We start from the raw sequence: 13,963 nt of genomic DNA, 5'->3' as shown, positions 1-13,963 counted from the left end.
AGGGGCCCGTTGAGAAATTCGCTATCGATGACCTCCTGACGCATGACCGCTACGGCCTCGGCCGAGTGGTCGGTCTGGGCACGGACAACCGGGTCTACGTCGATTTCGGCGCCGGGACCCAAACCATCAACCTCCCGAATTCCAAGGTCACCCGCCTCTGAGCTGATCCGCATCGGACTGTAAGAGTTCGAGGCATCTCCCGAAAGCCACGTCGCGCGGGCGGACACGGCCCGACGATGACATGGTCGAGCAGGGTGACCATTCACCCTGCGGCGCGCCCGTTCAACGTATCGGGCATGCTCGGGGGGTGCCGACCAAACGGATCACTGTACAGCCGGAGCGGCTGGAACGATGGCTGGCCGGCTTCGCCGATCGGCACGGACCGATCGAGTATCAGGCGAGACCTGACACCGTCGCTGTCCAGGCGGCCGACGGCGCGGAGGCACTCTGCGAGGTGCCGTTCGGGCCGCTCGTCGTCGACGACGACGCGCCGTTCGGCGGGTTGCCTGCGCACGCGCGCCGGGACCGTCGCGTGGGCGTTCTGCTCGTACGGAAGGGCGGGTACGCCTCCGGCGTGTTCGACGGACGCGAGCTTGTCGCGTCGAAAGTGGGTTCTCGTCACGTCCAGGGCAGAACTGCCGCGGGCGGGCAGTCACAGCAGCGTTTCGCCAGGCGCCGGGAGAAGCAGGCCCGGGAGGCCTTCCAGGCGGCCGCCGACGTCGCGGCGCGCGTGATCTTGCCACACGCCGGCACACTGGACGCCGTCATCGGCGGCGGCGACCGCGGTGCGGTCTCTCAGGTCCTGGCGGACACGCGGATGGCGCCGCTACGAGAGCTCGTCATGCCGCAACATCTCACTGTGCCTGACCCGAAGCTCAACGTGCTGCGCCAGACTCCCGAGACATTCCGCGCTGTGCAGATCACCCTCACTGAACCGGACACGTGACGTTCTCCATATTCGGCGACCACGTGCGCGGTGAAGGAATAACCAAGCGTAAGTTTGGCAATGAGCATGGTGTAGGCACGCTCACTGACGAGAGGACACAACGCATGGCTACGTACTCCCTTCCCGACCTCCCGTACGACTACGGTGCTCTGGAGCCGCACATCGCCGGCCAGATCATGGAGTTGCACCACTCCAAGCACCATCAGACCTACGTGAACGGCACCAACACGGCGCTGGAGCAGATGGAAGAGGCCCGCGCGGCGAACAAGCTGGACACAGTCAACCAGCTGCAGAAGAACCTCGCGTTCAACCTGGCGGGGCACGTCAACCACACCGTCTTCTGGAACAACATGTCGCCCGAGGGCGGCGACAAGCCAGATGGCGAGCTGGGCGCCGCGGTCGATGAGTTCTTCGGATCCTTCGACGGCTTCCGGGCCCACTTCACCGCCGCCGCCCTCGGCATCCAGGGCTCGGGCTGGTCGATCCTGGCCTGGGAGAGCATCGGCCAGCGCCTTGTCATCGAACAGCTCTACGACCACCAGGGCAACCTCGCCGTCGGCACGGTTCCGCTGCTCATGCTGGACATGTGGGAGCACGCGTTCTACCTGCAGTACAAGAACGTCAAGCCGGACTACGTCGCGGCGTTCTGGAACATCGTGAACTGGGGAGACGTCGCCGAGAGGTTCACGTCCGCCAAGTCCAAGACGAGCGGACTCATCACGCCGCGGTGACGGGCACAAGCCGGCCCTGCTGCCACTGATACGTTCCTGACGGGCTCGGGCCTGGGTAGGTCTTCACCTACCCAGGCCCGAGCCCGTTCGTGTTGAACGTAGGCCGACGCTATGGCGCCACGCTGGTCTTTTGTGTCAATATGGGGTCACGAAGTAGAAAGTTCGGCCTTCCGAACTCGACGTCCGGTGGTGAGAGATGTTCAGGCACCCGCCCCAGCGGCGTGAGACAGTCACCATCGTCACGCTGGCCGCCCTGGCGGTCGGCTACCTTGCCGTCGCCGCCGGGTGGCTCCTCTCACGCCTGTGACACGGTCATGATAGCCACTGGCCGCACCGCTCGCCCGGGCATCCACAACCTGTTACGACTAGCGCTGACATGGTGAACACGTCAGTCTTGAAGTCATGACGACGCCACCGCACCAGCCGCACGACCCGTACCAGCGACCCGATCCGCGTGCTCAGGGCGCCGACGGCGGGCCGGGCGCTCGGATGCCCGCGAGCACCGGCTACGGCACCGCCGGAACACCGTACGGCCAGGTCAACTACGGTCCGCCCGGCGGATACCCCAGCCGCAACACGGGGTCTCCGACGAGCCTACTCGACCTGGTGGGCGCCATCGTGGGGCTAGTTGCCACCGTGTTCGCCGTCGGGTTCCTCATGGCTGGAGCCACCAGCGTCCAGCGCTCGATCGCGCTCTTCGGCGAAGGCACCGACGCCGTCGGCGTACTGCAGACCGTCATTGGCGCCGCCGTCCTCGTAGGCGTCGTCATCTGCGCATACTGGGCGCCCGCCACGGCACTGGTTCCCGGGGCGTTGCTGACGCTCGTCGGGCTGGCGGGCATGATCTCGATGGACTTCACCATGGAGCTCTACGAAGTACTGCCGGAGACCGACAGCAGCCCGATGGTCACCACCTGGATCTACACCGGTGCGACCCTGTCACTCGGCGCCGTCATGACCGCTATGGGTGTCACGTCCTGGATTGCCCGAGCGCGCCGGAGGACCCTCGCGAGGTAGCAGACCGTACCTTCGCCGAACTCGCGGACGCTCGGGCGACCTGAATTTCAGGTGAGAATCCGCAGAAGCCGGCCGCCATCGGAATCCATTCGGCACCGCTCGTCGTAAGACATGTGAAGCCACCCGACAGAACGGCTGTCGTACGGCACGATAGTGGTTGGAGTGTTCATGCCCTCGTCCTCGAATACCAAGCGCAGGCTCCTCATCGTGCTCGGCAGCCTGGCCGGCGTTGTGGTGCTGGTCCTCGGCGGCACGTGGCTCTATGTGAACGTCATCACTGACGACGCACCCGAGGAGTTCACTCTCGCGGACGGCGACGACGACGAGACCGACGGCGGGAACCCCGCACCCGCAGAAGATCTGGTACTGGACGGCACCTGGACCATCGCCTCCGAGTCGGAGGCCGGGTATCGGGTCGACGAGGTCCTCAACGGCCTGGACAACACCGTCGTCGGGCGGACCAGCGACGTGACCGGCGAGGTCACCGTCACCGACAGCGCTGCTACGGCCGCGGACGTGGTTCTCGACATGACCACGGTCACCACGGACAGCGACAGCCGTGACGGCCAGTTCCAAGGGTCCATCTTGAATACCGACGAGTACCCGACATCGACGTTCACGCTGACCGAGCCGGTCGCTCTCGACGATCTTCCGACCGCCACGGGGCCGGTCGAGCAGACAGCCAGCGGCGAGCTGACCATCCGGGACGTCACCCGTGAGGTCGAGGTCGACCTACAGATGCAGCTGTCCGGCGAGTCCGTCGAGGTGGTGGGGTCGATCCCGATCACGTTCGACGACTTCGACATCGACGCGCCGGACCTGGCCTTCGTCCGGGTCGAGGACGAGGGCCTGGTGGAGTTCCTCCTCACCCTGACCAAGGCCGACGACTCGCCATGACGGCGCAGCCGAACGGCGGACGTTCGCACCGCGGATCCACGGCAGCCTCAGGCGAGCAGCGCAGCGATGATGAGGATGGAGACTCCGGACAACAGCGTCGTGACGAAGATGGAATCACGGGCGAGCGCCATGCCGGTCTGGTAACGGACCGAGTAGACGAAGATGTTCTGCGCCGTCGGCAGCGCGGCCGTCACGGTCACCGCCAACAGCCAGGCGTCGTCAAGGTCGAGCAGGAACCGGCCGACCAGGTACGCCACCGCGGGCTGCACGACCAGCTTCAGCACCGTGATCAGCAGGACGTCCCGCGCTGACCCTCCGGCGCCGGGCCGCGGGGCTCCACGCAGCGAAGCGCCGTAGACGATCAACGCGATGGGGATCGCCATCCCGGCGACGAGGTCCGCCGGCCGCTGGACGATGCTCGGAACGTGCATACCGGTGCCGGCGACGAGCACGCCGAGCAACGACGAGGCGGTCACCGGATTGGCGATCGGTCGCAACAGAACCGACTGCCACGTCGGGCGACGCCCGGATGAAGCCGTATCCAGCACCGCGAACGCGATCGGCGCCATGACCACCAGCTGCAGCAGCATGACCGGCGCGACGTATGAACCGTCACCCAGCACGTAGACCGCGATCGGGATGCCCAGGTTGCCGGCGTTCACATAGCTGCTGGACAGGGTCCCGATCGTGATGGTCCCCACGGACCGTCTCCAGACCCATCTCGCGACGACGGCGTAGCCGGCGGCCGCCACGAACACCGCACCGCTGATCGCCACCATCGCGGAAGAGAAGATCGTGCCGAGGTCAGCGGTCGACAACGTCACGAAGAGGAGTGTGGGGATCCCGACGGTGAAGACCACCCTCGAGAGCACGATCTGCGCTTCTCGATCGACGATGCGGGCGCGGCCGAGAGCATACCCGAGCGCGATGACGACGGCGATGACACCGAAACCCTCGAATACACCCTGCAACGCGCGCTGTCCTGTACCTGTCGACCGTCCTAGCCGATGATCATGCCCTCCGGGCGCCGTTGCCCTCGCGCCTAAGGTTACGCGGTCGGCAGGCCCGGCCAGCACCAGTCCCGGACGGCCGGGAGATCCTCGCCGTGCTCACGGGTGTGCTGCCGCGCTCGGAGGCGGGCGTCGACCATGTCCTGCCGCACCCCCGCCGCGTGCCGGCCGAGCCGCGGCACCCGGTCGATCGTGTCGATCACCAAGTGGTATCGGTCCAGGTCGTTCAGCATGGCCATGTCGAAGGGAGTGGTGGTGGTCCCTTCCTCCTTGTACCCCCGCACGTGGATGTTGCCGTGGTTGATGCGGCGGTACGTCAATCGATGGATCAGCCACGGGTAGCCGTGGTAGGCGAAGACGACCGGACGATCCGTAGTGAACAGCGCATCGAACTCGGAGTCCGGTAGTCCGTGCGGGTGCTCCTTGGAATCCTGAAGCCGCATCAGGTCGACCACATTGACCACGCGGATCCTGAGATCGGGGAAATACTTCAGGAGCAGTTCCACCGCCGCCAGGGTCTCCAGGGTCGGTACGTCACCGGCACACGCCAGCACCACGTCCGGGTCGACGTTGCCGCCGTCGGTGCTCGCCCACTGCCAGATGCCGACGCCGCGAGTGCAATGAGCTATGGCCTCCTCCATGCTCAGCCACTGTGCCTGTTCCTGCTTGCCGGCGACGACGACGTTGACGTAGTCGTGGCTACGAAGGCAGTGATCGTAGGTGGACAGCAGCGTGTTGGAGTCCGGCGGCAGGTACACCCGGATGATGTCGGCCTTCTTGTTCATGACGTGGTCGATGAAGCCGGGGTCCTGATGCGAGAAGCCGTTGTGGTCCTGCCGCCACACATGCGAAGAGAGCAGATAGTTCAGCGACGGGATCGGCGCACGCCACGGGATGTCATTCGTGACTTTGAGCCACTTGGCATGCTGGTTGAACATGGCGTCGACGATGTGAATGAACGCCTCATAGCTGTTGAAGATGCCGTGCCTGCCGGTCAGCACGTAGCCCTCCAACCAGCCTTGACACTGATGTTCGGACAGCATCTCCATGACCCGGCCGTCCATTTCGAGGTGCTCGTCGCTTGGCAACCGCTCCGCGACCCACGCTTTGCCTCCGACGTCGACGGTGGCCTTCAATCGATTCGAGACGGTCTCGTCCGGGCCGAAGATGCGGAAGTTGTCCGGGTTGGCTTTGACGACGTCACCCAGCCAGCCGCCCAGGACCCGGGTCGCCTCGGCGTTCACCGCACCGGGTGAGGGCACGTCCACGGCGTAGTCACGGAAGTCGGGCAGCTTGAGGTCACGGCTGATCAGCCCTCCGTTGGCGTGCCGGTTGGCGCTCATCCGCCGATCGCCGACCGGGTTCAGCCGCGCGATCTCCTCGCGCAGCGCCCCGTTCTCATCGAACAACTCCTCCGGCCGGTAGGAGCGCATCCATGACTCGAGCATCACGGTGTGCTCATCGTTGCCGCGTACGTCGCCCATGGGGACCTGATGCGACCGCCAGGTGTTCTCGATCGGCAGGCCGTCCACCTGCGCCGGTCCGGTCCAACCTTTGGGCGTCTTGAAGACGATCATCGGCCACGCGGGACGGGTGGACGACGAGTCCTCGCGAGCCTCGTGCCGGATGGTGGCGATATCGTCGAAAACGTCGTCGAGCAACGTGGCGAAGCGACGATGAACCTCGTCCGGTTTCTCGTCGTCGAATCCCGCCTCGAACCAGTACGGCCTGTGGCCGTATCCGACGAGCAGCGACTCCAGCTCCTCCCGCGGAATCCTAGCCAGCACTGTAGGGTTGGCGATCTTGTAGCCGTTGAGGTGGAGGATCGGCAATACCGTGCCGTCCGTGGCCGGGTTGAGGAACTTGTTGCTGTGCCACGACGTTGCCAGCGGGCCGGTCTCCGCCTCGCCGTCTCCGACGACGGCGGCCACCACAAGGTCCGGATTGTCGAAGGCTGCGCCGTAGGCGTGCGACAGCGCATATCCGAGCTCGCCGCCCTCATGGATCGAGCCCGGGGTCTCCGGTGCGACGTGACTCGGGACGCCCCCCGGGAAGGAGAACTGACGGAACAGTGTGCGCAGGCCGTCTTCGTCCTTCCCGACGTGTGAGTACACCTCGCTGTACGTACCTTCCAGCCACGATGCAGCGACCATGGCCGGGCCGCCGTGACCAGGGCCGCAGATGTAGATCATGTCGGTGTCACGCTCGACGATGGTCCGGTTGAGGTGGGCGTACAGGAAGTTCAACCCCGGGCAGGTGCCCCAGTGGCCCAGCAGCCTCGGTTTGATGTGCTCCGGACTGAGCGGGGTGCGCAGCAGCGGATTGTCCAGCAGATAGATCTGGCCGACGGAGAGGTAGTTGGCCGCACGCCACCATGCGTCGATGCGGGACACCAGATCGTCGTCGAGCTGCCTGGATTTGGACGTCGTCTTTCTCAACATCGCGTGGGGCTCCTTCGTCCGTCGCTCATGGGGTTCCGTGATCAGCATCGGTGCCCCAGTGCTCCCTCGCTACCCGCTATGGTCCCATCTCATACAGGCCGTACGCCCCGTTTTCGGCAGCTTTCGCCGCTGCGCTGTTCCCGCCCGGAGGTGCCCGTACACGGGGGTGGCGCCGCTTGGCTGTATCGAGTTGTAACCCGCCCGGCGGGTATAGAACAGGCGAGCGATGCCGAGTTGTTGACCTCGTGGTATGCGATGTCGGATCGGGATCAGCCGAGCCTTGACTCGAATGGTGAATTCTCATCGGCTATGACAGGCTGTGCGCCCATGAAGACAACACGTGCGCTGCGTGCGATAGGAGTGGCCGGGCTGGCGCTGGCCCTCACATCCTGCATGAAGCTAGACCTCGACATGGAGATCAATGTCGATGATGGCGAGGACACAGTCTCCGGCACCATGATCATGGCGGTCAGCCAGGACTTCATTGATATGGCCGAGATGATGGGCGAAGACGTCGACGAGATGCTCGATGGGTTCGACGAGTTCATCGCGGGCCCGTCCGAGGATGACGGCATCCCGGAGTACGCCGAGGTCGAGTCGTACGACGACGGCGAGTTCACCGGTCAGCAGATCACATACGACGGTGCGCCGCTGGAGGACTTCAACGACCCCGATTTCAGCATCGTCCGCGAAGGCGAGGAGTTCGTCGTCAGCGGGCAGATGGACATGTCCGACGAAGCCGGTGACATGGAGGACGTCCCTCCGGGGATGATGGAGAACGTCGACTTCGAGTTCCGGATCGCCATCACGTTCCCCGGCGAGGTGCTCGAGCACAACGGCGATCTCGACGGGACGACCGTCTCCTGGCAACCGCAGATCGGGGACAACACGCAGTTCGAGGCCCGGGCGAAGGACTCCGGCGGAGCGGGCGGCGGGTTCCCGGCCTGGTTGTGGTTCGTCATCGGCGGCGTCGTCCTCGCCGGACTGGTGGTGCTGCTCTGGGCGCTGTCTCGCAACAAGAATGGCGGAGCCGAGCCGGCGGCCGCCGCGGCAGGAGGCCAGTTCCCGCCGGCTCCCGGTGCCGCGAACCCGCCCCCGCCAGGGGATTACCAGCAGACCGCACCGGCCGGCGGCCAGCCCGGTCAGCAGTCGCCACCGCAGCCATCTGTGGCACCACCGGAGGGAACGCCTGCTCCCCCACCGGCCGAGCCGTCCAGCCAGCAGCCGCCGCCGGCACCTCCGAGCGCTCCTCCCGCGGCTCCCGGACAGTCGCAACCTCCAGAGTCGCCGGAGGACCAGCGCTGACCACGCTTGGGACCGTCGCACGCGGATGGTGACCGGCGAAACAGGAACATCACGGCGGGTCTGTACCGAGAGGTACAGGCCCGCCGTCGTCGTTGTAGCGATCCGTTGCGGCGCACAGCCAACCCACGCGTCACTCAACGCATTGCCGCCATACATCCGTGACCGTGGAGAGTCCACGAGCACCCTAGTGGTCTAGGTCGGGCCGATCCCCCACAGCTACATAGAAGCGCAACCCTGCGCGGACGAAGTTCGCCTGCCAGCGGATTAGCGCAGAACATGACTGATATTCATCATGATTTCGACACAAAGTAGCGACAATTGGTCTAGCTTCTGTCATGCTATTGCGATCTCGTGGCGTTCCCAGCGTCGATACGTCAGCCACCCGGGAGGCATACCGTGACACTCGAACCAGCCGCTAACCACACCGTCAGCCGACGTCGCGTCATCTCAGGTGCCGCGGCGGTCGTTGGGGCCGTCGCCGCCGGCTCCTTGATCACCGCTCCGGCAGCACACGCCTACGACTGGACTCGGACACTGCGCAATGGAGACAGCGGTGACGACGTTCGAGAACTTCAGATCCGGGTAGCGGGCTGGGCTGCGGACAGTGCTTCGCGGACCTACGTCGCCGTCGACGGCCAGTTCGGCCCAGCGACCGAGAGCGCCGTGCGCCGTTTCCAGTCCGCCTACGGCCTCACCGTCAACGGCGTGGCCGGCGCGGAGATGCACACCCAACTGAACTGGCTGGAATCCTCCGACGGTTCGACCCGTCACTTCGCATTCAGCGAGTTTCACTCCAAGGACGGCAGTGGGTTCAGCGGCGGGAAAGTCGGTGCCTCAACGGTCAAGGAGAACGTACGCCGCCTGATGTACAAGCTGGAGGCCGTACGTCGCAAGGGCGGGAACAACCCGTGCATCATCAACTCGGGGTTCCGGAGTGTCAGCCACAACGCCAGCGTCGGCGGGACGTCGAACAGCCAGCATCTGTACGGCATCGCCGCCGACATCGCGATCGCCAACCGGTCGGTGTCACAGGTCATCTCCTACTGCCAGACCAGCGGCTTCAGCGGGATCATCCGTTACTCGACGCATACACATCCGGACAGCCGCATCGAGTACCCCTACGGCGCACAGAGCTGGTGGTGGGACATCTAGGGCGCTGCGCGCCCATTGCCGGGTGACGGGCTCATATGCCGAGTAGCGCGCACGACCACGTCGTGAAGGGAGATTTCGCGGCCATCGCGGCCAGCGAGCGTGCGGCGTCGCTCTTCGGCTGTGACGATCTCCCACTCGGTGTCGTCCAGGCGCGCCGTGATGGTCTCCGCGGTGGCTGACGCCTCGGCGGGAGGCTGGTGGCCGTGGCCGTCACCGGGGGCATGACCGCGGCCCATGGCGCTGTGGGTGTGCAGATGCCCGACGATCAGCAGTGTGCCACCGGGGGTCACCCAACCGGCGATGCGGTTGTAGAACTCCAGCTGCGGCATCGCGGGGTGGGCGTAGTGGGTTGTGACCAGGTCGAACTGCGTGCCCGGGTCCCAGATGCTCAGGTCCGCTTCGACCCACTGCACGCGCTCGGAGACTCCGCTCGTCGCCGCGCGGTCGGCGGCGTGGGCCAACGCTTCGGCCGAGATGTCCGCTGCGGTGACCTGCCAGCCGTGCGAGGCGAGCCAGAGCGCCTCGGCACCCGCGCCGCACCCCGCATCCAATGCCGTGCCCGGCACCAGGTCGCTGACCTCACGGGCCAGGTACGGGTTCGGCGGGTTCCTGCCCATGGACCCGTGACCGCCATTTCGGTTCTGTTGCCAGTGCTGCTCCCAGTACTCCTTGTCGAACCCATGGTCGGATCCATGCGTCATCGGTCGGCTCCCTGTCCGCGAGGTCTGCCTTCTCGTCCATACCCGAGTCCTTGCCCATGTCTCGGTACGTGGTGATGGTGCAACCATGATGGACATTTATGCAAACTACTTTGCCGACATGGCAAATTCGACGAACGTGTACCGCTTCACCGAAGTCGGCGCGGGAGGTGGCACGCTTAAGGCCCAATTGACCTCAACTTCGGTTCAGGCCTTAGCGTCAACTCCGTGACGCCGACAGCAGAGACCACCGGCAGCATTCTCGATCGCCGACATGCCCCGGTCACCATTGGGTCCGTGGCCCTGATCACGCTGATGGCGTACCAGGCGCTCGCCGTCACCACGGCCATGCCGGCGGTGGCCGAAGCCATCGGCGGGGTCACCCTGTACGCACTGGCATTCGGGGCACCGCTGGCCACGGCGCTGATCGGGATGACCTTATCCGGTGGCTGGAACGATGCCCGCGGACCCTCCCAGCCGCTCATCGTCGGTTCCGGCTTGTTCGCAGCCGGGATCCTCATCGCAGGCCTCGCGCCGTCGATGGGGGTAGTCGCCATCGGCAGAGGGACGCAGGGTCTCGGGACGGGCATGATGATCGTCGCCCTCTACGTGCTGGTGGCGCGCGTATACCCACGGGACCTGCGGCCCCGGGTGTTCGGCGCGTTCGCGGCCGCATGGGTGTTGCCCGCGCTCGTCGGTCCCACCATCAGCGGGCTGATCGCCGAACACATCGGCTGGCGGTGGGTCTTCCTCAGCGTCGCGGTTCTGATCCCGCCCGCGCTACTGGCGATCCGGCCCGGTCTGCGCGCCCTCGAGGACATGCCTGACGAGCCACCCCACGACGACGATCCCGCCGCGTGCAGCGTCGTCGCCGACGGCGGAGACGCCACTGGCGGGGGTTCATCGCCGGAACGAGGCTTGTTCACCCGCAGCCGGGCCGCATCCGGGCCGCCGTTGCACTCCGCTGTCCTCACACAGCGTCTGGGCTGGGCCGTCGTCGCCGGAACTGCTGCGAGCCTGCTGCACATGGCCGGACAGTTATCCGTCCTCACCGCGGCCGCCCTCTTCACCGCGGGTGCCCTTGGCGTCATCGCCGCCGCACCCCGGCTGCTGCCCCAGGGCACGTTCCGCGCCTGGGCAGGTCTCCCGTCGGTGGTGGCGCTGCGCGGCATGGCCGCCGCGGCGTTCACGGGAGCCGAGGTCTTTATCCCGCTCCTGCTCGTCAGGGAGCGCGGTCTCTCGCCGGCACTGGCCGGACTGATTCTGACCGTCGGAGCGGTCACCTGGTCATTCGGCTCGTGGCTGCAGGGCCGGGGAGTCCTGCCCGATCGGCGGATACGGCTACGCCTCGGCATGGCGCTGCTCACGGCCGGCATTGCCGGCACCACCCTGCTCGTGATCGCCGTCGTTCCGGTACCCGTGGGCATCGCGACGTGGTCGATGGCCGGCCTCGGGATGGGACTGGTCTACCCGACGCTCTCCGTACTCGTCCTGGATCTGTCCACTTCCGGGCATCAGGGCCGGAACACGTCATCCATGCAGGTCGCGGACTCGCTCTTCAGCGCGCTTATGCTCGCCCTCGCTGGCACCGCGTTCGCCGCCCTGCTCTCGTACTCGGGCACCTGGCCATACCTGTCCGGCTTCACCCTGGCCGGCCTGATCGCCGCGCTAGGTATCGGCGTCGCTGGGCGTGCCGTCCCGAGACCCTGACCAGGGAGCAACCGGCCCCGGCAGGTCATCCGCGGAGAACCTCGAGCGCACGGTCGGCGTGTGCCTCCATATTGAACTCACTGCGGACGACGTCGATGACGCGCGCGTCGGCGCCGATGACGAACGTATGCCGTTTCACCGGGATGGGCCCCAGCCGGCGTCGCACACCGAACTGAGCGGCTACCTTCCGGTCCGGGTCACTGAGCAGTGGGAACGGCACATCGTTAGCAGTCGCGAACTGCTGTTGCCGGTCAACCAGGTCGGCGCTGACCCCGACCGGTTGGGCGCCGAGCGCCCGGAACTCCGAGCTCAGGTCGCGGAAATGGCATACCTCCGCCGTGCAACCCTTGGTCATCGCCGCCGGGTAGAAGAACAGCACCACGGGACCGTCAGCCAGCAGCGTGCTCAGCCGTCGCGGCGTTCCGTCCCGGTCTGGCAGCTCGAAGTCTTCGACCTTGTCACCACGCTCCATGCTCCCATCCTGCCCGACCCGGCGGGGATGCTCCATCGGCTGTGCCGGCAGGCGCGCTCCGACGTAATCTGGCAGGGTACGTTGACCAGCGCGGTCAGGCCGCCTTTGCGCAGGAGTCCCGCTATGGCCGACCCCAAGGGCTTTCTCACCACACCTCGCCAAGAGTGCTCCCGGCGACCTGTCACGGAGCGCATCCAGGACTGGAATGAGGTCTACGACGGGCAGAGCCTGCTGCCGATCATCCACGCGCAAGCGGGCCGCTGCATGGACTGCGCCGTTCCGTTCTGCCACAGTGGCTGCCCGCTCGGGAACCTGATCCCGGAATGGAACGATCTCGTCTACCGGGACGACTGGGAAGCGGCGAGCGAACGCCTGCATGCGACCAACAACTTCCCCGAGTTCACCGGGAAGCTGTGTCCTGCACCGTGCGAGCCGGCGTGCGTGCTGGCCATCGACCAGCCGGCGGTGACCATCAAGAACGTCGAGGCTTCTATCGCCGACCAGGCGTGGCAGCGCGGCCACGTCGCTCCGGTGGTCCCGGAGCGGATGTCGGACAAGACCGTCGCCGTCATCGGTTCCGGTCCGGCCGGTCTCGCCTGTGCTCAGCAGCTCACCCGGGCCGGGCACACGGTGACGGTCTTCGAGCGTGACGGCCGCCTCGGCGGGTTGCTGCGGTACGGGATCCCCGAGTTCAAGATGGAGAAGCACCACATCGACCGGCGCATCGAGCAGATGCGCACCGAGGGCACCCGTTTCCGCACCGGCGTCGCCATCGGACAGGACGTCGACGCCGGCCAGCTGAGAAGGGCGTACGACGCCGTCGTGGTCGCCGTGGGAGCCACCGCGTGGCGTGAGCTGCTGGTACCCGGCCGGGAGCTCTCCGGCATCCATCAGGCGATGGTGTATCTGCCGTTGGCCAACCGCGTCTGCGAGGGTGAGATCGCCGGTCCGTCGCCGATCGACGCCGCGGGTAAGCGCGTGGTGATCATCGGAGGCGGCGACACCGGCGCGGACTGCCTGGGCACGGTGCTGCGGCAGGGTGCGGCGTCCGTCGTCCAGCTCGATATCAACCCACTGCCCGGCGAGGATCGACCACCACATGAGCCCTGGCCGACCTACCCGAGAATCTACCGCGTCTCGCCGGCCCACGAGGAGGCGCGGGAGGTGGCCCGTCTGCGCGGTGAGGACTGGGAAACGTCGCAGGTCCCCCTGCCAGCGCCGGATGGCGACGTACGAGTGTTCTCGGCGTCGACGATGCGCTTCGAGGGAGACGAGCACGGTCACGTCCGCGCGGTGCATCTGGTCGGGGTCGAACCCGCTGAACGGCGCCCGCAGCCGGGAACCGAGCGGGTGATCCCGGCCGACCTGGTGCTGCTCGCGCTGGGATTCTCCGGACCCGAACGGGATAGTGGCCTGGTCGAGCAGCTCGGGTTGGAGCTCGATGGTCGTGGCGGCTTCAGCCGCGATGCGGACTACGGTGCCGGGCCGGACGGGGTGTTCGTCACCGGCGACGCAGGCCGGGGCCAATCCTTGATCGTCTGGGCGATCGCGGAGGGCCGGGCGACAGCGGCGGCGGTCGACCGT

Annotated in this window: 12 protein-coding genes; 8 read left to right on the top strand and 4 right to left on the bottom strand. The window is 66.4% G+C overall.

Going from position 1 to position 13,963, the window contains the following annotated elements; genetic code table 11:
- Window positions 1-307: 307 nt before the first annotated feature.
- The 4 genes from ELR45_RS06535 (at window position 308) to ELR45_RS06520 (ending at window position 3,591) form a co-directional block, all read left to right on the top strand.
- Complete coding sequence (locus ELR45_RS06535; RefSeq protein WP_205856142.1) at window positions 308-946, top strand: acVLRF1 family peptidyl-tRNA hydrolase; 639 nt, start codon at window positions 308-310, stop codon at window positions 944-946.
- Between the two features lie 104 nt (window positions 947-1,050).
- Window positions 1,051-1,677 (top strand): superoxide dismutase, encoded by a 627-nt coding sequence (locus tag ELR45_RS06530; RefSeq protein WP_129664466.1) that lies wholly within the window; start codon window positions 1,051-1,053, stop codon window positions 1,675-1,677.
- Between the two features lie 402 nt (window positions 1,678-2,079).
- Window positions 2,080-2,694: a hypothetical protein gene (locus ELR45_RS06525; protein WP_129664464.1), complete on the top strand. Its 615-nt coding sequence runs from the start codon at window positions 2,080-2,082 to the stop codon at window positions 2,692-2,694.
- A 168-nt stretch (window positions 2,695-2,862) separates the two neighbouring features.
- Window positions 2,863-3,591, top strand: coding sequence for a YceI family protein (locus ELR45_RS06520; RefSeq protein ID WP_129664462.1), 729 nt, complete (start codon window positions 2,863-2,865; stop codon window positions 3,589-3,591).
- Window positions 3,592-3,638: 47 nt separating this feature from the next.
- Here ELR45_RS06520 and ELR45_RS06515 read toward each other — a convergent pair whose 3' ends face one another.
- Both ELR45_RS06515 and ELR45_RS06510 read right to left on the bottom strand, forming a co-directional pair.
- On the bottom strand, window positions 3,639-4,562 hold the full coding sequence (locus ELR45_RS06515; RefSeq protein WP_129664460.1) for an AEC family transporter: 924 nt from the start codon (window positions 4,560-4,562) through the stop codon (window positions 3,639-3,641).
- 77 nt (window positions 4,563-4,639) lie between these two features.
- A complete protein-coding gene (locus tag ELR45_RS06510; protein WP_129664458.1) occupies window positions 4,640-7,042 on the bottom strand; it encodes a phosphoketolase family protein in 2,403 nt (800 codons plus the stop codon).
- Between the two features lie 327 nt (window positions 7,043-7,369).
- Between ELR45_RS06510 and ELR45_RS06505 the strand changes: the two genes are divergently transcribed.
- Complete coding sequence (locus ELR45_RS06505; protein ID WP_129664456.1) at window positions 7,370-8,347, top strand: LppM family (lipo)protein; 978 nt, start codon at window positions 7,370-7,372, stop codon at window positions 8,345-8,347.
- 396 nt (window positions 8,348-8,743) lie between these two features.
- Window positions 8,744-9,499, top strand: a complete 756-nt coding sequence (locus ELR45_RS06500; protein ID WP_165367537.1) for a D-Ala-D-Ala carboxypeptidase family metallohydrolase — start codon at window positions 8,744-8,746, stop codon at window positions 9,497-9,499.
- On the opposite strand, the gene ELR45_RS06495 is transcribed toward ELR45_RS06500, so the two are convergent.
- Complete coding sequence (locus tag ELR45_RS06495; RefSeq protein ID WP_129664454.1) at window positions 9,496-10,200, bottom strand: class I SAM-dependent methyltransferase; 705 nt, start codon at window positions 10,198-10,200, stop codon at window positions 9,496-9,498. The genes ELR45_RS06500 and ELR45_RS06495 overlap by 4 nt on opposite strands.
- 225 nt (window positions 10,201-10,425) lie before the next feature.
- Between ELR45_RS06495 and ELR45_RS06490 the strand changes: the two genes are divergently transcribed.
- Window positions 10,426-11,907 carry an MFS transporter gene (locus ELR45_RS06490; RefSeq protein ID WP_205856141.1) on the top strand — a complete coding sequence of 494 codons (1,482 nt, stop codon included), beginning with the start codon at window positions 10,426-10,428 and terminating at the stop codon, window positions 11,905-11,907.
- A 25-nt stretch (window positions 11,908-11,932) separates the two neighbouring features.
- Here the strand turns inward: ELR45_RS06490 and ELR45_RS06485 are convergent, their stop codons facing one another.
- Window positions 11,933-12,379, bottom strand: a complete 447-nt coding sequence (locus ELR45_RS06485; RefSeq protein WP_129664450.1) for a peroxiredoxin — start codon at window positions 12,377-12,379, stop codon at window positions 11,933-11,935.
- A gap of 123 nt (window positions 12,380-12,502) precedes the next feature.
- On the opposite strand from ELR45_RS06485, the gene ELR45_RS06480 reads away from it, so the two are divergent.
- The coding region (locus ELR45_RS06480) for a glutamate synthase subunit beta (protein WP_240759226.1) at window positions 12,503-13,963 on the top strand (1,461 nt) is incomplete at its 3' end.

It is taken from the genome of Phytoactinopolyspora endophytica (assembly GCF_004138495.1).
Lineage (GTDB): Bacteria > Actinomycetota > Actinomycetes > Jiangellales > Jiangellaceae > Phytoactinopolyspora > Phytoactinopolyspora endophytica.
The sequence above is the reverse complement of the archived record's forward strand: the minus strand, read 5'-3'. Positions and strand labels throughout refer to the sequence as shown.